General features: G+C 58.5%; 19 protein-coding genes and 1 tRNA gene. 8 read left to right on the forward strand and 12 right to left on the reverse strand.

All coding sequences use genetic code 11. The features are described from left to right. Window positions 1-226 precede the first annotated feature (226 nt). A complete protein-coding gene (locus tag J4G38_RS19310) occupies window positions 227-709 on the forward strand; it encodes a DUF6252 family protein (RefSeq protein ID WP_210518904.1) in 483 nt (160 codons plus the stop codon). 104 nt (window positions 710-813) lie between these two features. On the opposite strand, the gene J4G38_RS19315 is transcribed toward J4G38_RS19310, so the two are convergent. Next, window positions 814-1,602 carry a hypothetical protein gene (locus J4G38_RS19315; protein ID WP_210518901.1) on the reverse strand — a complete coding sequence of 263 codons (789 nt, stop codon included), beginning with the start codon at window positions 1,600-1,602 and terminating at the stop codon, window positions 814-816. A gap of 603 nt (window positions 1,603-2,205) precedes the next feature. On the opposite strand from J4G38_RS19315, the gene J4G38_RS19320 reads away from it, so the two are divergent. Further along, entirely contained in the window at window positions 2,206-3,111 is a 906-nt protein-coding gene (locus tag J4G38_RS19320) for a COG4315 family predicted lipoprotein (protein ID WP_210518899.1), read from the forward strand. Window positions 3,112-3,262: 151 nt separating this feature from the next. Here the strand turns inward: J4G38_RS19320 and J4G38_RS19325 are convergent, their stop codons facing one another. Further along, a complete protein-coding gene (locus J4G38_RS19325; protein ID WP_046244990.1) occupies window positions 3,263-3,922 on the reverse strand; it encodes an ABC transporter ATP-binding protein in 660 nt (219 codons plus the stop codon). A gap of 136 nt (window positions 3,923-4,058) precedes the next feature. On the opposite strand from J4G38_RS19325, the gene J4G38_RS19330 reads away from it, so the two are divergent. Together J4G38_RS19330 and sucC are read left to right on the forward strand one after the other, a co-directional pair. Continuing rightward, window positions 4,059-5,210 carry a glycoside hydrolase family 113 gene (locus J4G38_RS19330; protein WP_210518897.1) on the forward strand — a complete coding sequence of 384 codons (1,152 nt, stop codon included), beginning with the start codon at window positions 4,059-4,061 and terminating at the stop codon, window positions 5,208-5,210. 71 nt (window positions 5,211-5,281) lie between these two features. Continuing rightward, window positions 5,282-6,478, forward strand: a complete 1,197-nt coding sequence (gene sucC / locus J4G38_RS19335; RefSeq protein WP_210518895.1) for an ADP-forming succinate--CoA ligase subunit beta — start codon at window positions 5,282-5,284, stop codon at window positions 6,476-6,478. Between the two features lie 75 nt (window positions 6,479-6,553). On the opposite strand, the gene J4G38_RS19340 is transcribed toward sucC, so the two are convergent. After that, a complete protein-coding gene (locus tag J4G38_RS19340) occupies window positions 6,554-7,021 on the reverse strand; it encodes an Ohr family peroxiredoxin (protein ID WP_210518893.1) in 468 nt (155 codons plus the stop codon). 154 nt (window positions 7,022-7,175) lie between these two features. Between J4G38_RS19340 and J4G38_RS19345 the strand changes: the two genes are divergently transcribed. Further along, window positions 7,176-7,247 (forward strand) — tRNA-Arg (locus J4G38_RS19345). 1,311 nt (window positions 7,248-8,558) lie between these two features. On the opposite strand, the gene J4G38_RS19350 is transcribed toward J4G38_RS19345, so the two are convergent. The 4 genes from J4G38_RS19350 to J4G38_RS19365 all read right to left on the reverse strand — a co-directional run bounded on the left by J4G38_RS19350 (window position 8,559) and on the right by J4G38_RS19365 (window position 12,460). Continuing rightward, window positions 8,559-9,776: a hypothetical protein gene (locus tag J4G38_RS19350; RefSeq protein ID WP_210518891.1), complete on the reverse strand. Its 1,218-nt coding sequence runs from the start codon at window positions 9,774-9,776 to the stop codon at window positions 8,559-8,561. A gap of 141 nt (window positions 9,777-9,917) precedes the next feature. Next, a complete protein-coding gene (locus J4G38_RS19355) occupies window positions 9,918-10,064 on the reverse strand; it encodes a CopG family antitoxin (RefSeq protein WP_210518889.1) in 147 nt (48 codons plus the stop codon). A gap of 204 nt (window positions 10,065-10,268) precedes the next feature. Continuing rightward, a complete protein-coding gene (locus tag J4G38_RS19360) occupies window positions 10,269-11,522 on the reverse strand; it encodes a tyrosine-type recombinase/integrase (RefSeq protein ID WP_210518887.1) in 1,254 nt (417 codons plus the stop codon). 389 nt (window positions 11,523-11,911) lie between these two features. Then, window positions 11,912-12,460 (reverse strand): hypothetical protein, encoded by a 549-nt coding sequence (locus J4G38_RS19365; RefSeq protein ID WP_210518885.1) that lies wholly within the window; start codon window positions 12,458-12,460, stop codon window positions 11,912-11,914. Window positions 12,461-12,970: 510 nt separating this feature from the next. Between J4G38_RS19365 and J4G38_RS19370 the strand changes: the two genes are divergently transcribed. After that, entirely contained in the window at window positions 12,971-13,483 is a 513-nt protein-coding gene (locus tag J4G38_RS19370; RefSeq protein WP_226163573.1) for a fasciclin domain-containing protein, read from the forward strand. A gap of 115 nt (window positions 13,484-13,598) precedes the next feature. Here the strand turns inward: J4G38_RS19370 and J4G38_RS19375 are convergent, their stop codons facing one another. The 5 genes from J4G38_RS19375 to J4G38_RS19395 all read right to left on the reverse strand — a co-directional run bounded on the left by J4G38_RS19375 (window position 13,599) and on the right by J4G38_RS19395 (window position 21,202). Then, complete coding sequence (locus J4G38_RS19375) at window positions 13,599-15,539, reverse strand: T9SS type A sorting domain-containing protein (RefSeq protein ID WP_210518881.1); 1,941 nt, start codon at window positions 15,537-15,539, stop codon at window positions 13,599-13,601. Window positions 15,540-15,611: 72 nt separating this feature from the next. Continuing rightward, window positions 15,612-16,373 (reverse strand): PASTA domain-containing protein, encoded by a 762-nt coding sequence (locus J4G38_RS19380; protein WP_210518879.1) that lies wholly within the window; start codon window positions 16,371-16,373, stop codon window positions 15,612-15,614. Between the two features lie 69 nt (window positions 16,374-16,442). After that, window positions 16,443-19,196 (reverse strand): D-alanine--D-alanine ligase family protein, encoded by a 2,754-nt coding sequence (locus tag J4G38_RS19385; protein ID WP_210518877.1) that lies wholly within the window; start codon window positions 19,194-19,196, stop codon window positions 16,443-16,445. A 111-nt stretch (window positions 19,197-19,307) separates the two neighbouring features. Continuing rightward, window positions 19,308-20,030 carry a copper homeostasis protein CutC gene (locus J4G38_RS19390; protein ID WP_210518875.1) on the reverse strand — a complete coding sequence of 241 codons (723 nt, stop codon included), beginning with the start codon at window positions 20,028-20,030 and terminating at the stop codon, window positions 19,308-19,310. 152 nt (window positions 20,031-20,182) lie between these two features. Next, window positions 20,183-21,202, reverse strand: a complete 1,020-nt coding sequence (locus J4G38_RS19395; RefSeq protein ID WP_210518873.1) for a N(4)-(beta-N-acetylglucosaminyl)-L-asparaginase — start codon at window positions 21,200-21,202, stop codon at window positions 20,183-20,185. 212 nt (window positions 21,203-21,414) lie between these two features. Here J4G38_RS19395 and J4G38_RS19400 point away from each other — a divergent pair, with 212 nt between their 5' ends. Together J4G38_RS19400 and J4G38_RS19405 are read left to right on the forward strand one after the other, a co-directional pair. Next, on the forward strand, window positions 21,415-22,269 hold the full coding sequence (locus J4G38_RS19400; RefSeq protein ID WP_210518871.1) for an N-acetylglucosamine kinase: 855 nt from the start codon (window positions 21,415-21,417) through the stop codon (window positions 22,267-22,269). Between the two features lie 162 nt (window positions 22,270-22,431). Then, entirely contained in the window at window positions 22,432-23,622 is a 1,191-nt protein-coding gene (locus tag J4G38_RS19405) for a phosphoglycerate kinase (protein WP_210518870.1), read from the forward strand. Window positions 23,623-23,720 lie beyond the last annotated feature (98 nt).

Below are 23,720 nucleotides of genomic sequence, written 5' to 3' on the forward strand. Positions count from 1 at the left end.
CAAAAGGAGCGTATGTTTCTTATTCTGGTTCACCCTAGCCAGTGCAACACGGTTCATTCTAAATAATATCCCTTTTTATAACGATAACCTGTTGAATTAAAACAATATACAGTCTTAAATTATCAAATACGAAGTCTAATGTAGGTCTTTTTAGCCTTGCTCCCCAAGGTGACTCAGCGTAGGTTTGTTCGGTGGGATTTTCCGCGATGCTCTTTCCCTTAACGCGATGAAAAAGGTGCTGTTCTGCTTGCTGGTCCTGTTGGTTAGCTGCAAAAAAGACGACGGCAACCCGTTGCCCAAGGCTACGCAAGAGGGGAAAAACACGTTTGGTTGCCTCTTGGATGGGGAAGTATTCATACCTACGCCCAGCCACAACGTTTTTCAGCCTGTCACCCCGTTGCAGGGCTATTTTTACCGACGTGAAATCGGCGTAAAAGCGTATGGCGAACAGGGGCAGATGTACTTAGCCTTGCGCGACGCGTTTCGGCCAGGCACCTACTCCTTGGCTGAAACCTCCACGGGCAACTACGGCAGTCTTAATCGCAGTTCGGGCGGATTTTATACCTCGTCCACGCACGGGGGGCTCATCACGCTCACCCGCATTGATACTGTCGCCCGCGTGATGGCCGGCACCTTTGAGTTTTCCGCGCTGGACCGAAGCGGCGGTACCATCTCCGTCAAATCGGGCCGGTTTGATGTTGCGTTCTAAGGCAAGCCTTACTCGTTTACGAAAACGGTGGATTTCTAATCCGTCAACAAAAAAAGCCCGGTACCTTACGGCACCGGGCGGGCAGAAATGTGAAAGAAAAAGGATTAAGCGGCGGCTTTCTCGCCGTTCTCACGGTCGTCGATGGCTTTGCGCAGCTTGGCGATGGCCTGAATGGCGCGCTCCTCATCGAGGCGGTTGATGTTGAGCAGCATCTTGGTTTTCTCGGGGCGGGTGATGACCGGGTGGTTCAGCAGGCGGATGATTTCCTCCTTCTGCGAAGCCGTGGCGTATTGCACGGGGGCAGCAGCGGCTTCCGCCGCCACGGCTGGTGCCTCGGCGGGCACTACCTGCATGGCGGGCACGGCCTGGGCCACTGCAACGGCCGGAGCGGGAGCCGCAACAGGCGTGTTGGTGTTGTAGTCCATTTCCTCGGCGGGCGTAGGCTCGTAGCCGGCGGCGCGGATAATCCAGGCCAGGCAGTTGCGGTAGGCTTTGCCGATGGCGCGGGTCTGGGCCATGCTCATGATGGCAAATTCCTGGTAGAATTTCTTGCCGCTCTCCTTGTTCGAGCACACGGCGAAACCGGCGCCCACCGTAGCGCCGTGACGCAGGTCAAACAGCGTCACCTTGGCCTGGTACTTCATTTCCTCGGCGCTGCTCACGTTGATGACGTGCTCCACGATGGGCACGATGCCCAGGCGCGAGCCGGCGTACTGCCAGCCTTCCACGTTCACAAACTCCTTGCCCTGGACGTTGGTGGTGAGCTTGTTTTCCTTAATGAACTTGGCGAGGTCCTTCGCCAGGTCCAGTGTTTCGTCGGAGCGCGCAATGTCGTAGCTCTCGGCTTTAACTTTTTTGGTAATGTCCTTGGTGGTTTTGGGGGCCTCGTTCATGGCGGTGCTTTTTTTTTAATGTGTCCAACTGATGTTCGGGTCTATAACCCAAAGATAGAAAGAAACGTGCCAGAAAAGCCAGAAATATTAGTAAATTTTATTGCTGTATTTCAGGTGTTTATCAGCAATAGTAAAATTTGTTCGGTTTTTACTAAAGCTAATTAGGTTGGGATGATGGGTTTTTAGCAAAGTGAGGAGTTTATAAAGCGGCCGCCGCAATTTGGTTCCCCGGGTTTGGGAAATGTCCGGAGGTCAGCCACCCGGCCGGCACAGGTTTTTTAATGACGCGAAACAACCTTTTTTCGCCTTCCTCCGAGTACAGGTTTGTATCCCTGACGCAGATGCGCTAGCCCGGTTCGCGACCGGCACCGCAGTTTGTTGCTCTGGCCGGCTCGTGGCCGGGCGGTGGGAGGTCGGCGCCGACTTCCGCTGCTTGCTCATTACCGGCTGACCGTTTACGCCGTCCCTTTTTCATGCTGGTTTCGCCGCTGCGAAGCTCCTTACCCCCGCCCGGCTTCCGGGCGGTTCAGGCCTTGCTGTGCCCAGTTTTTGGCCACCCAGGCAAGCCATTTCCTTCTTTTCTAAAGCTAAAGATTCCCTGTCATGACCAAATCAGCCAATTCCCTCCTGTCGCGCTTCCGCGCCCTTGGGCTGGGCCTCGCGCTCCTCGGCTCCCTGAGCCTGAGCGTCGTGAGCTGCAAAAAAGACTCTACCACCGCTCCCGCCGACGACCAGGACGCCGTGGCCACCGTGAAAGTGGCCACCTCCGCCACCCTCGGCCCCTACCTCACCGATGCCAATGGCAAGACCCTCTACTTTTTCGCCCGCGACGTGGACGGCACCAATGCCTGCACCAGCGCCACCTGCAGCCCCCTCTGGCCCGTGTACTACGAAGCCAGCCTCAAAGTGCCCAAAGCCCTGAAAGCCGAGGATTTCGCCACCAAAACCACCACCGATGGCCGCCCGCAAACCACTTACAAAGGCTGGCCGCTCTACTACTACGCCCCGGCCGCTGCCGGCGTGTACACCCGTGAGGCTCCCGGCGTCACTGGCGGCAACGCCATCGGCGGCATCTGGCACGTCGTCAATCCCGGCTACGGCGTGGTGCTGGCCAGTAAGCTAGTCGAAGACAAAGCCACCCACGTGGTGGCCAATAAAACCTACCTGGTGGACACGCAGGGCCGCACGCTGTACTTTTTTGCCAAGGACAATACCAGCCCCGCTACGCAGCCCACCAACTGCACGGGCGGTTGCGCCGCCATCTGGCCCGCGCTGTACATGAGTGTGCCGGCCGTGCCCTCCACGCTGCACGCCAGCGACTTCGCCACCATCACCCGCGACCCCAGCACCACCACCGGCCCCTACGGCACCACCACCGCTACCCGCGAGCAGCTCACCTACAAAGGCCACCCGCTCTACTACTACGCCGGCGACAACGCCACCCGCGGCCACGCCGAAGGCCACGATTTGCTGGATTCCGGGGACTTGTGGTTCGTCGCCGCGCCGTGAGGATAATAGGTCTGATTATAAGGCCGTCATGCTGAGCGGAGCCGAAGCATCTCGCGTGTGGTAGCAATCCAATCGACTGGGTTTACTCCTGCACGCGAGATGCTTCGGCTCCGCTCAGCATGACGTTTTTTTATTAAGCTACCCCAAACCCTTATCCGCCTTCCAGAATATGGCCGTCGCGCATCACAATCTTGCGGTCGGCCATTTCGGCCAGCTGGTCGTTGTGCGTTACGATGACGAAGGTCTGGCCCAGCTCTTTGCGCAGCAGAAAGAAAATCTGGTGGAGTTCCTGGGCATTTTTGGTGTCGAGGTTGCCGCTGGGCTCGTCGGCGAAGATGATTTCGGGCGAGTTAATCAGGGCGCGGGCCACGGACACGCGCTGCTGCTCGCCGCCGCTCATTTCGCTGGGCTTGTGGTCGGCCCGAAATTCCATGTTCAGCATGCCGAGCAGCTCGCGGGCCCGCACGCGCACTTCTTTTTCGGAGCGGCCGGCCAGGTAGGCGGGCAGGCACACGTTTTCGAGGGCCGTGAATTCGGGCAGCAGGTTGTGAAACTGAAAAATGAAGCCAATGTGCCGGTTGCGAAACCGCGCCAAATCGTTGCGCCCCAGGGAACTAACCGACTCGCCATCGAACAGTACCTCGCCCGAGTCGGGGCTGTCGAGCGTGCCCAGAATGTGCAGCAGCGTGCTCTTGCCCGCCCCCGAGGAGCCGACAATACTCACGATTTCCGACTTCTCAATCGTCAAATCGATGCCCTTGAGCACGTTCAGGGCGTTGTAGCTCTTGTGAATGTTAATAGCTTGCAGCAAGGGCGGGCAGCGATAGACGTGAATGGGTGCGTAGCGGCAAAGCTACGCAGAATCCCGTCGGAGCCGCGCCGCGACTGATACGCAGCCAGCCGGTTGGCGTAGATACCGTTTGGCCGGTGACTGGAAATTATTATTCATGATGCTTTCCTTCTTTTCGTGGCGGCGCTGGTGGCCGCTGGCCTTGCTGGGCGTGGTGCCGCTGCTGGCGCTGTGGTGGTGGCCCCGCCACCTGCGCGGCAGTGCGCCGCCCCCCAGCGCCCCCCAGCTGGAAGCCGAGCTAGCCGCCCGCCCGGCAGTGCCGGCCAGCCCTTTCGACAGCACGCGCCTGCGCGGCGTGAGCTGGGTGGGCGGCGACTCCATCACCGCCACCGAGCTGGCCCCGCTGGTCCGCGACCACATCACCTGGATTGCCCAGATGCCGTTTGGCTGGCAGGGCGAAGCCGCCGAGCCGACTATTCGCGTGCATACGGAGCGGCCCAGCGGCCGGCGTGGCATGTGGGGCGAAAGCGACGCTGGGCTGACGTACACGGCCCAACTGGCCCGGCAGCACGGCATCCGCACTTTGTTGAAGCCCCACTTGTGGGTGCGGGGCCACAATTCCTGGCCCGGCGACATCAACATGACCAACAACACCGACTGGGACGCCTGGTTTGCCAGCTACGCCGGCTTCATGCTGCATTATGCCCAGCTGGCCGAAACGGCCCATCTCGACGGCCTGTGCATCGGCACTGAGCTGCTGCACGCCACCGAGCCAGCCCACGAAAAGGCCTGGCGCGGGCTCATCCGCCAGATTCGGCGCGTGTACCACGGCCCGCTCACCTACGCTGCCAACTGGAGCGGCGAGTACGAGCAAATCCGGTTCTGGGACGCGCTGGACTACGTGGGCATTCAGGCTTATTTCCCGCTGAACACGGCCACCAGCCCGCCGCTCGATACGCTGCTGCGCGGTTGGCAGCCGCATTTGCAGAAGCTGGCAGCCTGGCAGAAGAAAATCAAAAAGCCCGTGGTCTTCACCGAAGTAGGCTACAAAACCACGCCCGATGCCGCCGTCCGGCCCTGGGAATGGCCCGAGCGCATGGCCGCCTTCGACACGCCCGATGAAGCCACCCAGGCCCGCTGCTACGAGGCACTTTTTCGGGCCTGTTGGGGCCTGCCGTGGCTCAAGGGCATGTTTATCTGGAAGTGGTACCCCGGCCTGGAAGCCGACGGCCCGGCCCGCCGCCACGCCGATTTCACGCCCCAGCACAAGCCCGCCGAGACGGTATTGACGCGGTGGTATGCGCAATGACGCCGGGCCGCCGTACTTTCGCGCCAGCAACCGAAGGTCAGCGTAGCTAAATCCACCCCTTTTTCATTTTTATGAACATTCACGAATATCAGGGCAAGGAAATCCTGAAAAAATACGGCGTGCGCGTGCAGGAAGGCATCGTGGCCAACACGCCCGAGGAGGCCGTGGCTGCCGCCGAAAAGCTCACCGCCGAAACCGGCACCAGCTGGTACGTTATCAAGGCGCAAATTCACGCCGGGGGCCGGGGCAAAGGGGGCGGAGTGAAGCTGGCCAAAAACCTGGACCAGGTGAAAGAAATTGCCGGCAACATCCTCGGCATGCAGCTCGTCACCAAACAAACCGGCCCCGAAGGCCGCCTGGTGCACAAAGTGCTGGTGGCGCAGGACGTGTACTACCCCGGCGTGTCGGAGCCGAAGGAATACTACATGAGCGTGCTGCTGGACCGTGCCCTGGGCAAAAACGTCATCATCTACACCACCGAGGGCGGCATGGACATCGAAGAGGTGGCCGAGTCGCACCCCGAGAAAATTCACCACGAGCACGTGGACCCTTCGGTGGGCCTGCAAGGCTTTCAGGCCCGCAAAATCGCGTTCAACCTGGGCCTGGAAGGCGAGGCGCAGAAGGAAATGGTGAAGTTCGTAACCGCTCTTTATAAGGCTTACGACGACACCGATTCCAGCATGTTCGAAATCAACCCGGTGCTGAAAACGTCGGACAACAAAATTCTGGCCGTTGACGCCAAAGTGAGCCTGGATGAAAACTCCTTCTATCGCCACAAGGACCTGGCCGCCCTGCGCGACATCAACGAGGAAGACCCCCTGGAAGTGGAAGCCAGCCAGAACAACCTGAACTACGTGAAGCTCGACGGCAACGTGGGCTGCATGGTGAACGGCGCCGGCCTGGCCATGGCCACCATGGACATCATCAAGCTGAGCGGTGGCGAACCCGCCAACTTCCTCGACGTGGGGGGTGGAGCCAACGCCCAGACGGTGGAAGCGGGTTTCCGCATCATCCTGAAGGACCCGAACGTGAAGGCCATCCTGATTAACATCTTCGGCGGCATCGTGCGCTGCGACCGGGTTGCGGCCGGCGTGGTGGAGGCTTACAAAGCCATCGGCGACATCCGCGTGCCCATCATCGTGCGCCTGCAAGGCACCAACGCCGAAGAAGGCGCTCGCATCATCGACGAAAGCGGCCTGAAAGTGGTTTCGGCCGTGCTGCTGAAGGATGCCGCTGCCCGCGTGAAAGAAGTGCTGGCAGCCGCTTAGGCATCAGTTAAAAGTTGAGCGTTAAAAAGGCCCGCCTGGTAATCCAGGCGGGCCTTTTTAACGCTCAACTTTTAACTATTTTCCGGCTACTCCGGCATTTTCTTCGGCTTCCACTGGAATGGCTTTGCCCATCACGCGCAGTTCCACGTCCATGTTGCCGCGGGTGCCTACCGAGTAGGGGCAGATTTTGTGGGCCTGGCGCACCATGTCAATGGTTTTGCCTTCGTCAAACTTCTTCAAATCCACGTCGAGGATGGCGCTCAAACCGTAGCCCTCGCCCTCCTGAAACAGCGTTACAGAACACTGCACCGAGCTTTCCTTATCAAGGGTGTCGCCGGCGCGCTGGGCCGTGACGAGCAGCGCCTGCTGAAAGCACGAAGCATAGCCGGCGGCAAACAGCTCTTCAGGGTTGGTAGCTCCCTTTTTACCGCCCAAGCCTTCGGGTACGGACATTTCCAGATCGATGACGCCGGTGGTGGAACGGATGCGGCCACTGCGGCCACCAACGGCCGAAGCATCGGCCGTGTACAGGTTCTTTTTCATGAGAAAATAATGTGGAAATTGGAAAGAATCACTCCTGGCTTAACTGAATTTATGCTCGTTGGGTTTTTTAGGCGGCCACCAACGGAGGAGTAATTTGGCCGCAAATTTGGTCGCCCTCGCTTTTGAGGCTACTTTTGCAGTCCTATTCGGACCCGGCCGCGTCGTACAACGGATAGTATGAGAGTTTCCGAAGCTCTTGATTTAGGTTCGATTCCTAACGCGGCCACTAAAAACCCCCTTTGCAGCTTGTAGAGGGGGTTTTTCTTTGTCCTAGTATGTGTCTAGTATGTATGGGGCTTGAGAGGTTGCCACCGTCGCCTAGGAGCGGCTAGATTCTTTCGCGGCTGCTGAGCCTAGGGCGCTGGATTCGTTTGGCTACTGAGCGGCCGAAAACCGGGACAGGGAGCGTAAAACGGGACACAAACCGGGACGAAAACAGGTAAAACCTGCCTCAGTAGTATGCTATAGCTGTTTCTGCGCTCCCATAAGGGAGCGAACGGGGTTTTGTGGGCTAAAAACGGGCGCGGAATCCGTTGGGCTGTGTAAGCGGGTGAGCTTTGGGGCTACTTCTTTTGTGCTGAGTGAGTATAAAAAAGATTGAGTACAACGCAAGAGGCTACTGAACGCCTTTTGTTAGAGGGTGAATAACAGTAAATATTTGCTTTTCAAATAATTATCCTTTGATTTGCGAAAATACCCGAATGTAAAATACTGTTCATCATCATACTTCACTAAATAGTATTATTTGTATTTATTTATAGTTATTCCTTATGCAAGTGGGGTTTGAATGCCAGTAACCTTTTTGGCTTTGGAATCGTATAAGATTCATCTTCAAACATTTAATAATTCAAATACTTGCGTATGATTATACTTTCCCCGTCGTTTTATGACGAACTCGCCAACCGCCTAGCGGACATAATGGAGAAACGCCTAATTAAGCTCTGTAAGGCTGCCGTAGCGTCTAATGAAGCTGAGACGCTGCTAACCGTTTACGATTGCGCTCAGAAGCTGAAACTGTCTGAAAAAACGATTCTAGATAGGATTGCAACGGGGCTACTGCCAGCGGACAACTACGGTACCGACGAGCGCCCGCGTTGGCGGGTCACGAAAGCCGGATTAGAGAAGTTACGACTAGCCAGCGCCCGCAATCGTTAGAAGCAAAGAACCCCGTTAGCCTAAGTGGTTAGCGGGGTTTTTCGTGCTTGCGTAAAACGTAAGACTGTGAGACGGCATTACCGTTTTGGTGGTGTTGGTGGTTTTTGAGAACTCAAGCGGCGGTAAGGTTTCCGTTAGCGTCATGCCTACCAACTTCCCGCATTACGCTGCGCTGCATTTGGTAAGCTGCTAACGTCATTCCTACCTACAACGATTATTTGAGGGTTACTCTTTTTTCTTTTTTGTGAGTCTGGTTATTGAAGGTTCCATTTTTGATACCAAAGCAGCTATAGTTATAGGCAAAAGAAAGCCCCAATCCAAAGGAGAGGGGTTTTACTGGAAATGCTATCAGTATTCGACTCTGATACAATTTAAATACGTTTTAAAACGGTAACCAACCGTCCTCTAGTTCTGGCAAAGCGGCTAACTCTTTTTCAAATAATTCATCTTGTAATTTGATTGCCTCTGATACTTCTTTTGCCGTTGGTGAAGGTTCCATTTTTGATACCATAGTAGCTATAGTTATAGGAGTTGCGGGTGTTGCTTTTGCCATTGGTATAGTAGGTTCCAAATTTGATACCGTTGCACCTATAGTTATAGCGTCTTTTAATTCGCGCAACGGGGCAAAGCTGCTGCTATCGCTATCAAATGCTTTGTAGCTGGCAAGCATTTCCGCGTATTTCTTTCGATGACGTATTTGCGTTGGTTTCTTTACGCGCTTTTGCTTGAGCCAGTAATCGATTTTCTTTAAATTGAAATCGTGCTTTTCCAAAACGTAAAAGAATTGGGTATCGTCATAAGTCAGGGAATCGGTAAAAGACAATGCTTTGCTTTCGGTTTGGTTGGTTATTGCCATGTAAATCTGTTTGGTAATTTCGGTAAATTGGGTTAGCAGTGGGTTAGACTTACTTAACAGCATATCCATTAGCTTTATTTCTTTGGGGATATCGGGGAAATACTGCCTTAACTTTCTTTTTGTGTTTAGCTGCGTCTCCATTCGCATTTTATCCGCGAAGTATTCACTTACCAATTCCTTTTCCTGCTTAGAAAGCGTCTCCCTGTAAGCGGTATTGGCATCGGTAGCGCGTTTGTATTCCTTTGCTTTGTCGTAAAGCTTGAAATATTCGCGGTGCTTATCATCTAGGCCCGTAGTATTCTGAATGAATGTTACCGTTTCGTCTTTGTAAGGCTTTAACGTATAGTCGCGGCTTACGAATAGCTGAGTGAGCGGCGCGGCGTAATTGGCAAAGAGCTGTTTTAGCGTTAAATCTTGCGTCTGGTGACACTTTGCGACGTGGGCTTGGCTCAGTGCTTCGTGAACGTCAAACGTGAAGGGAAGCAGCGTTTCCGCGTTAAATAGAACTTGCTCTATAGTGCGGGCTGAAATGAGTTTAGGGTAATCGACTTTAAGAATCTTAGCGGATATTTCTAAAGCAATTTCTTTAGCGCCTACTCGCACTGTGACTAGGCCGGGCGCGCTGTTTCGTTGATAATAAATTAGCTTTCCTTTTGCGTCTACGGCTTGTGTGAGTGCTTTTGTGTCTAGGTCGGAAATGAGTAGGCGCGGGAATAGTATTTTGATAGTGTCGAATTGGAGCATTTAGTATAGTTGGTGAGGGCAAGGTTATTTCACGTTAATCTGATTTAGCTTTTTGAGGATAAGAGCTTTTAGCGTTTTGTTGCTTTGGCAAATTGTCTCTAGAAACGGGCTGAGAGTGGTGATAGGCATAAGTTCGTTTAATTAGTTTAGGTAATCTTTAAGCAGGCGGCGAATTAGCTGCGAATAGGTAATATCATTAGCCTCTGTATGCTGCTGTAGCTTCTCATGCAGTTTTGCGTTCATGCGTAGCGTAATGCGCTTTTCTTCTTTCGTGGTGGTGGTTTTCATAAATGTTAATTGTTACTATTGGTAAATAAGTAAAATGTCAGACTGTGTGCGATGAATTATTAAACAAACCTAAAACTTATAATTCATTCTTCAAAATGTGCAAACATTTCTTAAATAGGAATTGTATTCCTAGAGAGGAAACGGCACAAAAAAGCCCCTAGCGTTGGCTAGAGGCGGTTTTGCTAGACTGAAAATAATTTAGAATTATTTCACAAGTTTCGCGGCGTAACGTGCGGTAAAATCATTGGCGGCGTTTTCGTTCAAGTCAGATAGGCCGATATAGCGGCTGAATGCTGCTAGGGTGCTGTGGCCGCTCCAAACCATTGTTTCCTTTACTGAGTAGCCCAAATCCAAACAGAGGGAGCAAAAGCTACGGCGGCTGCTATGGCTGCTAATTTCTTCCCATTTGGGAACGTCTTTGGTATCGGTCACAGTGCCTTTTGTAAATTCAATAGTAATCGGCTTTAATAGTTCCGGTACAAGCTGCGCAACTTCTTTAATATAGTCGTTGAATTTCTGATTGCTGAGCACTGGCAAGCGCAATTCCCCGGTTTCGGTATCAGTGTACTTGGCAGCGATTTCTGCGAACGGGGGAAACATCGGTATTCTGACTGTTTTATTTTGTTTGCGGGTTTTCCACATTTTAATTACAATATGTCCTTTCTGAATGTGACGGGATTCTAACCGGATTAAATCAGAGAAACGCAAGCCGCTAAAGATTTGAGCTATTTGTAAATCCCTTACTCTTTCTAAACGCGGGTTATTCGTCAAGTCTAAGGCCCGTAGCGCCTCTATTTCGTTTTGGTGAAGAACTACGGGCGGTGTGGGCGATTGTGTGAATAGCGGCTTTACTTTGCTCAGATTGATTTGAGCGGGTTGTTTATCGGTTAAGAAGGTTTTGAACTTGCCCACCACCTTGCCCAATGTAGCGTTATTGAAGTTGTAGGTTTTTACTAGCCAGTGCTGCCACTTTATTATTTCGTCGTTGGTCAGCGTGGTGAGTAGCCAAGTAACCTTTTTGGCTTTCTGATAGCCTTGAATGTGATTGCTGAGCGTGTTGTATGCTTTGACTGTGGCCGGTGCCCAATCGGTTTTGCCAGCTATGAAGGTGCCTAGCTCAGCTACTAGCGTTTCCTCAGTGCCTACGGCGGCTACAACCTCGCTCTGAGCGGCTAGATACTCGTTCAATTGGGGGACGGTGGGCATTACGTTGCCGTTGGCTTTGTATAGCTCAGTAACGGCATCATTCAGATTCTTCAATACTGATTTCAGTTGGTCGTTGGTTTTTGTGACGTTGGCGGTGCCGTTGGCTTTGACTAGCCGGGTTTCATTGTCCCAATACTTCACATTGACTTTTACGCCCGTTGCTACTTTCTTAATCTTCTTAGTATTTGAATACTCCGCTACGATAGTTACAAAACCGTCTTTGGGGTTGCGGGCTGCGAGGTAGGCGTTCATCTGGCATTGGGCGTTGGTGAGAGAGAATGCACAATGATACGGCAAGTACGCATACTTAGTATGTGTCAAGTATGTGAGCGGGGCGCAAGGCAGCGGAAAAACAGACATTATCTCTTTAGAAAACGTCATTAGAGCCCGTATAGAGGCATTTTGGGTAGTGTACAAGATTTAGGTGTTATTCCTAACGCGGCCACTAAAAACCCCCTTTACAACTTGTGAAGGGGGTTTTTGCTTTTGCTGGACTGGCTGGCTCAGCCGTAGTCGTTTGGTAGCTGGCTTTAGCACACGCTGGGTGGGCAGTTAAACCCAGAAACCCCGGCCGGTTGGCTGGGGCTTCTGTAGGGGTCCGGTGTTTTCTCAGTTATGGCCGGCAGCTGGTGTCCACGGTGTTAAGATAGGTGCCACGCGGCAAATAGGCAAGCGGTGTAGACCGCCGCGCCGGCTCCCAGTACCAGCCGCCGCAGAAGCTGCAACTCCCTCGCCGCGTGGGCACTCCGGGCGGCCAGCAGCTGCCGGGTGGGCTCCACGTCGGGAAACGCCTGAATGGCCCGCCGGGCCAAGACTCTATCCGGCCACGGCCACAAGGCGCCGGAGGCAGCCCCATTGCTTTGTGGCCGCGCGTAAGCTCGTGCCGGCACCCGGTTCTGGTCGGCGGTGAGCGCGTAGAAGAGGTACGCGCTGCCAAGGCTGGCCAGGCCGGTTGAGGCCACGCTGAACAGCGAAAATGACACGGCCAGGCAAGGCAGGGCAGTCACCAAGGCCACCGATACCGAATAGCCGAGCCGCCACTGCTGGCGCATGGAGCGGGGTGGGCTGCTGGGCCGGCCAAAGTTCCGGAACCCGGCCCTGTCGGGATTAATCCATTGGCCGGTGGCGGCATAGCTCAGGACTAGTCCAAGGAGCTGGCCCGCGATAATTGCGATAGGATGGAAGAACATTATTTGCCGGTTGGGTGGCTCCGAGTGAAGAAATCCGGTAGCACAAGGCGATGACAAGGGCACTGGCCCAAAGGCTGCTGGCGGCCGGCTGTTTCGGGAGTAGCTCAGCAAAGAAGGGCTCATCTTTGGTGATGGGAAAGCCGTTTTATCGGGTATTAGATTGAGATGTAGCGTGTTGAAATGGTGAGGGAGTATGGTCGGAAACGGGCAGTTCGAATCTAATAGCTCAATTTGGCCGTATAGATGGGCATTACTGTTCTTCTCACTCTAATTCCCAGTCCCATGAACACGAAACCATTCCTAGCCGCTTTGGCTCTCACTGCCGCCATTAGCGTGCCCGCTTTCGCTCAGGATGCGACGAAAACCAAGAGTGACGCCGAAAAGACCAAAACCACGGCCGACGGCATGATGACCAAAACCAAGATGGCCGATGACGGCAAAATGAAGGTCAAAGGCAAGTCGGACGCCGGCGATAAAATGAAATCCAAAACCCTGCCCCGCAAAGGCGATATGACCACCACTACGACCGATGCAATGACTTCCATGCCGGCATCGGGCGGCGGGGTGATGGTGGGCGGCGCGATGATGACGCCCGACAAAGACATTGTGGACAACGCTGCCGGCAGCGCCGACCACACCACGCTGGTAACGGCCGTGAAATCGGCTGGCTTGGTGGAAACCTTGAAAAGCACCGGTCCTTTCACCGTGTTTGCGCCCACCAATGCGGCGTTTGACAAGCTGCCCGCGGGCACCGTCAACACTTTGGTAACGCCGGAAATGAAGCCCACGCTCACCAAAATTCTGACCTACCACGTCGTGCCCGGCCGCCTGATGGCCGCCGACCTGAAGAACGGCCAGGTGCTGACCACCGTCGAAGGCGAGTCGCTCACGGTGATGAAAAGCGGCGACAGCGTGATGCTGAAGGACGCCAAAGGCGGCATGGCCACCGTGACTACTGCCAACGTGGTTTCCAGCAACGGCGTGACGCACGTAGTCGACACCGTGCTGATGCCCGCTAAATAGCGTGCCTGTGGGCCGGTGAAAGTCGAACCACTCATCAGCTGATTCCGGTACGCTGCAACAACAAAAAGGCCCGTCAGATTATCTGAGGGGCCTTTTTGTTGTTGCAGCCCCGCCCTCATTCCAGCATGAGCCGGCGTCCGACGGTGCGGCCATCGGCCAGGGTCAGGCGCACGGTGTAGACGCCGGCCGGCAACATGGGCAGCGCCAGCGTGGGCTGGCCGGCCTGGGCAACTGGTTGTTCCCACACGGTGCGGCCCAGCGCGTCGAGCACGGTGGCGTGGGCAAAGGCTGGCCCGGCAATGGCAACGGTGCCGTGCGCCGGGTTGGGGTACAGGCTGTAGGCTGCGGCCTCCCGGGCAGAGGCGGTGGCAGTGGCCACGTTGTTGGTCATCACGGGGCGCATCATCAGGGCGCCGCGCCGGTTGGGGAGTGGGATGGTGTCCCAGACGCCCACGTTGTCGTGGCGCCAGAGGTAGCCGGCGGGGAACGAGTTGTTCAGGTCCAGGCCGTAGTGCAGGTCGCGGGTGGTGGAGCTGGAAGGCTGCGAATAGCCCACGTAAAAAATGCCCGATACCGCAACGGGCTGGTCAAAGGTGACTTCGTAATACTGCCAGCCCGCAGGAAATTGCGCCGGGCCCGGAATGGTCACCGATTTGGAGGCGCGGGGCTGCGCTCCGGGCTTACCAGCGACGTCGTCCCAGACGCTGACGGTGACGGCCCGCGGCAACTGGTCAGAAGCCGTATAAACCGGGTACAGGCGCAGCGAGCGCACATAATCGGGGCGGTTGAGGTCGATGCGGTAGGCAAAGGAGCTGGCCTGGCCCGTGCCGTAGGTGGGCAGCTGGGTCACGGCTTCCGCCGTGCCGTCGTCGTAGGCGTAGTAATTATTGAACTCAACGTCGCGGAAAATGGTGTCGTTGGCCACGCGGGGCGGCGATTCGCGGGTATCGAGGGCCAGGGTGTAGCGCAGGATTTTGGGAGTCGCGGTGGCGGGCAGGGGCTGGCCGGTGGCGGGGCCGGCCACCGCCGTCAGGCGCGGAATGAGCAGGGCCTGGATGGAACGCTGGAGCCAGGTGCCCAGCGGGGCCCCCGAGGCCAGGTCGCGCACCGTGCCCAGTACATTCACGGGCACGGGCAGGGTCCCCGTCAGGTTGTTGATGTTCACGCCCAGGTTGGGGGTTAGCTCGCTGGTGGGAGTGGGTGCCGCATTGAACTGCCACACCGGCATGGCCGTGAAGCGGCGCAACGGGCTGCGCAGCCCGCCCGATGGGTTGCCGCCCAGCAGGCCGCTGCTGGTGGCGATGTCGACAAACGTGGTATCGGCGAGGCCAGCGTTGCGGCCGCGGTTCAGCAGCACGTAGTCCACGCCCCAGTTGTCGCTGTTGCTGGACTGGTTGCCGGTGGCCACAAACATGAACTGAAAGTTCGCGTGCAGGTACTTGGCCTGGTTCAGGTCGATGACTTGCTGGCGAAAGCCGGTGCGCTGGTTTACACTGGCGTAGAACCACGCCCGGTCCCAGTCGCCAAGGTTCGTTTTCACATACAAATCGAGGCGCACGGGGATGGTGCTGAAGCTGCGGTTGGGCACGCCCACGATGCTGCCCGCCTGCCAGGCAAAGCTCAGGTACACATGGTCGTTCGGGGAAAGGCCGCTGAGGTCGATGGGCTGCGAGGTCAACGAGTCGGTGGCACCGTTGAAGGTGCTAACGGAGCCGCTGTAGCTCTTGCCATCGGCTTTGAGGCCGTCGAGGGTGGCCGCGCCGCGGGTTAGCGGCATCAGGGACAGTCGGTTGCTGACTAGGGTGCCGCCGGTGGGCAGCCAGTTCTGCACCTTGGGAGGGCCCTCGAGCGGCAGGGTAAAATCGTCGAAGAATGGCAGCGTGAGCGAGTTAGTGCGGTGCTGCGCGTGCACGGCCGGCCCCGGCGCGTAGCTGGCCCGGGCGGGGTCTGCCGGCAGGGGCAGAACCGGCAGCGTGGCCTGGGCTGCCGCCACGCGGGCCAGCAACAGCAAGGCGGGAAGTAGCAGGCGGCGGTACGTGCGAAAGGGTGTCATCATAGAAAGAAGGGTTGGGAACCTAACGCCGGCGGTAGCGAAAAAAGTGCGGAGGGCCGGTTTTCGGCACGGCGGCTATTTCGCCACCCAGATATCGACCAGCTGGCCCATGCGGATGGTGGCATCGGGGCCGGCCACGGGGCGCTGGCGCACCACCGTGCCCGCCACCTGGCCTTCCTCGGCGGGCAGCTCAAATACTTCGCCTTTTTGCAGGCCCTGGCCTACCAGCAGGGTAATGGCTTCGTCCTCGGGCATGTTCACGAGGTTGGGCACGGCGAAGGTCTGGTTGCCCTGGCCGTCGCCCACCACGAGGTCGACTTTCGTGCCTTTGGCGATGGGCGCGCCGGGCGCGATTTCCTTGCCGCCCACCAGCTGCTTGAGGACGGCATTCTGGGCCAGGTCGGGCACCAGCTGAATCTGGCCCACCACCAAATCGTAGCTCTTGAGGATGAGCTGGGCGTTTTTCATCGAGCCATCGGTGAGCTTGGGCATCTTAATCACCGGCGGGTTTTTCATGCTCACCTGCAGGTAGATTTTGCGGCCTTCCTTCACCTTTTCGCCCGGCGCGGGGTCCTGCACCAGCACCGTGAACGGGCGGATGCTGGGGCTGTAGCTGGAGTCGTCCACGAAATAGGCCAGCTTGCGCTCGTCGAGGTATTTCTCCAGGTCGGCCACGTTCATCCCCGTCACTTTGGGAACCGTGATGGTTTCGCCGTGGTGGGTGCTCACGGGCAGGTACACGTAGAAAAAGCCCAGCACGAGCAGCAGGCCCGCCACCGCGATGAGCACGAGGTGCTTCACGACGTCAAGCGGGGTATTGGAAGTTAGAAAAGCCATTTGGGATAATACGGAAGCTATTTAAAAGAATAAAGAACGTCATGCTTCGACTTCGCTCAGCATGACGTTCTAGTTGGCGGGAACTGCCTTTTCCACCCGCGCCTTGCCGAACTCCAGAATCCTATCGATAAACTCGTAGGGCGTGTAGCCGGCCAGGGCCGTTTGGTGGAAAATGCAGGTGGCGGGCGTCATGCCGGGCAGGGAGTTGACTTCGATGACGATGACCTCCACCTCGCCTTTCTGGCGCACCCGCACGAAGGCGTCAATCCGGGCGTAGCCCTGAATATTAAGCACTTCGGCCACGCGACGCAGCACGGCTTTCACCTCGTTGGACACGCGCTGGCGCTCCGCCGGGTCGGCGTCGTAGCGGGCGGGGGTAATGTTCTGGCCTTCGCCGGCCAGGAATTTCTCTTCCAGGCTCAGCACCTCGCCGGTGGCCAGGGCCTCGCTGGCCTCGAACACTTCGATGTCGAGCAGGCCGTCCTCGTCATAAGACGTAAGCAGGCCGCCCGTCACTTCGAGGAAGTGGGCTGCGCCGTCGCGGCTGATGAGCGTTTCGACCAGGAAGGCATCTTTCTGCGGGAATTCTTCCTTGAAACCCAGGTGCAGCACCCCGGCCGGGGCGGGCATGAGGTCCTCTTCGGTCCGGAAAATGAGTTGGCTGAAGGCCTCCAGCTCCGCGCGGTTCTTGATTTTCTTCACCGCCGAAGAGCAGCCGTCGTCGGCGGGCTTGGCGATGAAAGGGTAGGGGAACTGCGTTTCCAGGGCGCGGTAAAAGCTTTCGGCGTCGGCCAGCCACTCCAGCTTGGTGGCCATGCGGTGTTCGGCCACCAGCAGGCCGGCGGCGCGCAGGCGCTTGTTGGTTTCGAACTTGTTGATGGTGATGCTGCTGCTGGCCACGCCCGAGCCGTTGTAAGGCAGGCCGAATTTCTCCAGCTCCTGCTGCAACGCGCCGTCCTCGCCGGGCCGGCCGTGCAGGGCGATGAAAACTTCATCGGCCATGCCCGCCAATTCTTCAAACGAAATACGGCGTGGCAAGGCCAGCGCCTGCCCGGCGTAGGTGCTGGTGATGGCGCTGGCCTCGTGCCGGATGCGCGCCAGAATGGGGTGCGGAGCCTCACCGGCCTCGGCGTGCTCGATTTTCTCGCGGATGTCGTCGGCGTTGTCCTTCAGCATCACGTTCACGGGCAGCACGTAGAGCCGGTGCTCCTGGGCTGAGCCGGTAAGGAATACCGGCACCGGCGCGTACTTGGCCGAGGAGCTGAGCTTCTCGAAAATGTTGCGCCCGCTCTCCACCGAAATGTGCCGCTCGGAGGAGTAGCCGCCCATTATCACGGCCACGCGAATGCGCTCGGTGGCCTCGTGCTGGCGGCCGGCTACGGCGGCATCGAGCTGCTTGAGCAGCTGCGCCAGCTTCACGGGGCGCAGGCCGGCGCGGCGCCGGGCGGCCAGCGACGTGCGGATAAGGTAGGTGAGAAACTGCGAAGGATTGAGCCCGATTTCGGCCGCCTGATGGAAGAAGAACGAGGCCGGCAGCATGCCCGAAGTCGTGTTCGGGTCATTCAAAAACAGCTGGCCATCGTGCCCCACAAAGCCATCTAAACGGGCGTACACCTGGAAGCCAAACGTGCGGAACATCTCCTCGCAGGCCTCGCGGATTTCCTGGATTTTCTCTTCGGGCAAGTCAATGGGGGTGACTTTGCGGGCCAGGCCGGGGAGGTATTTCGAGCGGTAGTCAAACATCTCCTCGCCCTTCACAATCTCGGTAGGGGGCAGCGCCAGGGGCGCGCCGTTGGGGGCTTCCACCACGATGCAGCTGAACTCGCGGCCGGCCACGAAGCTTTCCACCAGCACCTGGGTTTCGCCGTCGATGTTGGTCAGGCGCACCTGTTCAGCCGTTTCAAACTGCTCATTCAGGGTATAGAGCAGGGTTTCGGGGTGGTAAATGGTTGTTAGTTGTTCGTTGTCCGTTGTCAGGCTGAAGTTAGAAGAGCCAACAACGGACAACGAATAACCAGCAACTGTGACCGGCAGGCCGATGCCTTCGCGGATGTCGGTGAGGTGCTGCACCCAGGCCAGCTTGTCCTGTTCGCCCAGGCGCTGCCAGTCGGCGCGGGTCACGGTTTTGCGGAACAGGCTCTTGTCGATGGCCGCTTCGAACCTGGCTAAATCGTCGGTTTTTAGAATGCTCACGCCGATGCTGGAACCCTGGCGGGGCGCTTTCAGCACCAGCGGCAGGCCCAGCTCGCGCACCAGGTCGGCGAGCGTGGCGGCGTGGTCGGCCGTGTCCCACTCCTCGGCTTTGATGACGCGGAAATCCGGCGTGGGCCGGCCCAGGGCCTTCAGCAGGTTCTTCTGTGCGATTTTATCGATGCCAAACGCCGACGGCAGAATGCCCGAGCCCGAATACGGGATGCCCAGCCACTCCAGCACCCCCTGGATGGCGCCGTCTTCGCCGCCCGGCCCGTGCAAGGCCAGGAAGGCAAAATCCATGAGTAAGGGCAATTCCTGCATCTGCACCTCGCGGCCTACTTTGGCGATGGCATGGAACCGCTCCTCATGGCCCAGCTCGCCCAGGCTCTCGATGTAGACCTGCAAATGGTGCAGGGAAGGCGGCTGCGAGCTCACCGGCGGGTAGAAATCCCGGATGGTGCCTTTGTAAATAAACTGCCAGTCGAGCAGAATGAACTGCCCCAGGCTGTCGACGAAGATGGGAACGGGCTGAAACAGCGCCTTGTCCAGATTATCAAAGACGGTGCGGCCCCCGGCGAAGGAAATTTCCCGCTCACGCGAAGTGCCCCCGAAAAAAATGCCAATTTTCATAAGTGAGGCAAAGGTAAGAACCCGTAGCGCGGACTTTAGCTTCGCTGACCTTCGGTTGTAGTCCGCGTGGCCGCGCTGAAAGAACGACTGCGCAATACGCAGGGACGCGGACTACAAAGTCCGCGCTACTTGCAGCAATGCCACGAGTTCGGCCACCGACGCCGCATCCGTTTCAAGCCGTTCCGCCTGAAACAGGCCGTCGGCGGGGTCGGCGGGCAGCCGGCGCTTGGCGCTGGTGTGGAACTCCCGTGCCCCGGTCTGGTTTGCCAGCGCCTGAATATTAGCCGCCGTAATGCCCGCCCCCGGCATGATGAGGATGCGCCCGGCCGCCTGCGCCACCAGCGCGGCCAGCTGGGTTTGGCCCGCTGTGGCCGTGGGCTGGCCGCCGGAAGTGAGCACCCGCTGGCAGCCCAAACCGATAATGTCTTCCAGGGCCAGGACTTGGTCGGGGCAGGCATCGAAGGCGCGGTGGAAGGTGACGGCCATGGGGCCGGCCAGCTCAATCAGCCCCCGGCAAGCGGCCAAATCCACGCGCCCGGCCGCATCCAGCGCGCCCAGCACCACGCCGGCGCAGCCCAGCTCGCGGCACATTTCCACGTCGGCCCGCATGATGGCCAGCTCGTCTGCCGAATACACGAAGCCGCCCGGCCGGGGCCGAATCAGCACGAAAACCGGGATGCTGAGCTGCGCCAGCGTCTCTCGAATCAGGCCGTAGGAGGGCGTGATGCCGCCCTGCTCCAGGTTCTGGCAGAGTTCAATTCGGTGCGCGCCGCCTGCCCGCGCCGCCAGGGCCGAGGGCAGCGAAGCGGCGCATATTTCCAGATGTCGGGTCATTTCAAGAACGTTATGCCGGGGACGTCATGCTGAGCGCAGTCGAAGCATCTCGCGTGTGGCAGTAACTCCATCGTGAAACGGTTTTGATTACTTTCCCGAGCGAGAGGCTTCGGCTGCGCTCAGCATGACGTCCTTTTTCTTGACCAAGTGCCTTATTTCAGCAAAAACTCGCTGTCGAGCAGACGCGGGGTGTCGGTGGTGCTCACGGCGTAGTTGAAGCCGGTTTGCAGGGCGTAGGAGCCCGTCCGGCCGTTTTTGTCGAGGGCGATGAAGGCAACCTGAATATCCTTGGCTTTGGCCCCTTTGATGGCGGCGATGCGCTCGATGGCCTCCTTGCAGGCCTGCTGGGGCGTGCGGCCCTGGCGCATGAGCTCCACCACGGTGTGGGCGCCGGCGATGCGCACCACGTCCTCGCCCTGGCCGGTGGCGGCGGCGGCGCCCACGGCCGGGTCCACAAACAGGCCGGAGCCGATGAGGGGCGAGTCGCCCACCCGGCCGCGCATCTTGAAGGCCATGCCGCTGGTGGTGCAGCTGCCGCTGAGCCGGCCCTGCGCATCGAGGGCCAGCATGGCAATGGTGTCGTGGTTCTGGGGGCCGCCGACCGGGCCGGTGGAGCGGCTTTTGGAATTCTCAATGTTGACCACGGGCTTGTACTGGCTGGTTTTCAGCCATTGCTCATAGGCCTTTTTGGCGTCGGGGCTCAGGTGCTGAGGTTCCAGGGAAAAGCCCTGCGCCACGGCAAACTGCTGGGCTCCCTCGCCCACGATGAGGACGTGCGGGGTGCGCTCCATCACCCGCCGGGCCACGCTGATGGGGTGCTTGATGCGCTCCAGGCCGGCCACGCCGCCGCAGTTAAATTTCTCGTCCATGATGCAGGCATCCAGCGTCACGTAGCCGTCGCGGTCGGGGTTGCCGCCCAGGCCCACGCAGCAGCCCTGCTCGGCTTCGGTCACCATCACGCCGGTCTCCACGGCGTCGAGGGCGTAGCCGCCGGAGCCGAGGACTTTCCAGGCGCCTTTATTGGCATTCACGCCCGCATCCCAGGTCGAGATGACGATGGGCTTCACCACGGAAGGAGAGGCTGGGGGCAGGGCCGCAGCGGCGAGTGGGGCGGTGGCCAGCCCTGCCAGGCCAGCTGCGGAGGATTGCAGAAATTTCCGGCGAGAGGCCATAGAATGGAGCGAAATGAATGTAGTGAACCGTCATGCTGAGCTTGCCGAAGCGTCTCCGCCGCGCAACTGACTCAGTTGGTTGAATTGGGATTAGTAATGAGGAAGAGATGCTTCGGCAAGCTCAGCATGACCGGCTATCCGGCTTTGTGGCAGCGGCAGCTCATCGGCGAAAGATACTGCCCACCGCCAACTCCCGCGTACTTTCGCCCCCCATGATACTCATTGCCGACGGCGGCTCGACCAAGTGCAGCTGGTGCCTGCTGGGCGACGCCGAACCCCATTCTTTCAGCACCGAGGGCTACAATCCCTATTTCTGGGATACGCCCGCCATTGCGGCCTCGCTGGCCCGCAGCGTGCCCGCTGCCGTGCGCCAGGCCCCCATTCAGGCCATTCATTACTACGGCTCGGGCGTGCTCTCGCCGGCCAAGGCCGAAGTAGTGGCCGGGGCGCTGCGGCAGGTGTTTCCGCAGGCGCGGCAGGTGCAGGTGGCCGAGGACTTGCTGGCGGCAGCGCGGGCGCTGCTGGGCAGCTCGCCGGGCTTTGCCGCCATTCTGGGCACGGGCACGAACTCCTGCTTGTATGATGGCCAGCAGATTACGCAGGTGGTGGAGTCGCTGGGCTACTCCCTGGGCGATGAAGGCTCGGGCACGTCCATTGGCCGGCTGCTGCTACGCGATTACCTGCGCGGCCGCTTTCCCGCCGCGCTGGCCGCCGAGTTCAAGACGACTTATGCTTTGGGAGAAGTCAGCGAAGTGCTCGACCGGCTCTACAACCAGCCCTCGCCCAACCGCTTCCTGGCCAGCTTCGCCAAGTTTGCCGGCCAGCACTACGCCGAGCCCTACTGCCAGGCCGTGGTAGCGCAGGCATTTGAGGCGTTTTTCGCCCAAATCGTAACGCAGTACCCCGGCTACGCAAGCCAGACGTTCAACTGCGTGGGCTCGATAGGCTACCACTTCCGGGAGGCGCTGGCGGCGGCGGCTACCCGCCACGGCATGGCCGTGGGCCAGATTATTAAAGCGCCTATTGATGCGCTGGTGCGCTACCACGAAGTAGCGCGGACTGTGTAGTCCGCGTCCCGCGCCGTTTAAACCGTTCTGCCACGCGGACTGCAAAGTCCGCGCTACAACCGCTCGCCTCCTTCAGCGGTAAAGACAGGAAGAAATCTGCGAAAGAACCGCACTTTTGTACCCTTGACCCAACCTCATCCTAACCTAACGTTTCACCACCTCATGAACACCCTCGACACCTATAATTTCGCCGGCAAGCGCGCCGTGATGCGCGTCGATTTCAACGTGCCCCTCGACAAGGACCTGCACATCACCGACGACACCCGCATTCGCATGGCCACGCGCTCGGTGATGAAAATTCTGAACGATGGCGGCTCCGTGGTGCTGCTCTCGCACCTGGGCCGGCCCAAGGGCGGCTACGAAAAGAAGTTTTCGCTCGAAAGCCTCGTAGCGCGCCTCTCGCAGGAATACGGCCGCGAGGTGCAGTTCGGCGGCGACGTGCTGGGCGAGGAAGGGGCCCAAAAAGCGGCCGCCCTGCAGCCCGGCCAGGTGCTGCTCATGGACAATGTGCGCTTCTATAAGGAAGAGGAAGCCGGCGACCCCGCTTTTGCCGCCAAGCTGGCCACCTTGGGCACCGTGTACGTGAACGATGCTTTCGGCACCGCGCACCGCGCCCACGCCTCCACGGCCGTGATGGCCAACTCGTTTGCCCCCCAGGACCGGGTGGGCGGCTACCTGCTGCAGTCCGAAATCGACAACGCCAAAAAGGTGCTGGAGAATGCCGAGCGGCCCTTCACCGCCATCATGGGCGGGGCCAAGATTTCGGACAAAATCCTCATCATCGAAAAGCTGCTCGATAAGGTCGACAACCTGCTCATCGGCGGCGGCATGGCCTACACCTTTGCCGTGGCCGAGGGCGGGCACGTCGGCAGCTCCCTGCTCGAAGCCGACAAGGTGGACCTGGCCCGCCAGCTCATCCAGAAAGCCAAAGACAAAGGCGTGAACCTGATGCTGCCCGCCGACTCGCTCATCGCCGATAAATTTGCCAACGACGCCAACGTGGACATCGCCGAAAACCTGAGCATCCCCGACGGCTGGATGGGCCTCGACCTCGGCCCCGACTCCCGCGAAGCCTTCGCCGATGTTATCCGTACCAGCAAAACCATTCTCTGGAACGGCCCGATGGGCGTGTTTGAGATGAGCAACTTCTCGCTTGGCACCGAGTACGTGGCCCAGGCCATTGCCGAGGCCACGGCGGCCGGGGCCTACTCGCTCATCGGCGGCGGCGACTCGGCGGCGGCGGTGCAACAGCTGGGCTTCGGCGACCAGGTGAGCTACATCTCGACCGGCGGCGGCGCGCTGCTGGAGTACATGGAAGGCAAGGAGCTGCCCGGCGTCACGGCCCTGGGCTAGGGCCGGCAGGGCCGCGCGGGCTGCATTTCAGTCCAGTTACATCCCTGCTAAAAAACCCGGCCAGTGCCGGGGGGCGCATCCGGCCGGATGCGCCCCCC

It is taken from the genome of Hymenobacter terricola, assembly GCF_017921975.2.
GTDB classification, from domain to species: domain Bacteria; phylum Bacteroidota; class Bacteroidia; order Cytophagales; family Hymenobacteraceae; genus Hymenobacter; species Hymenobacter terricola.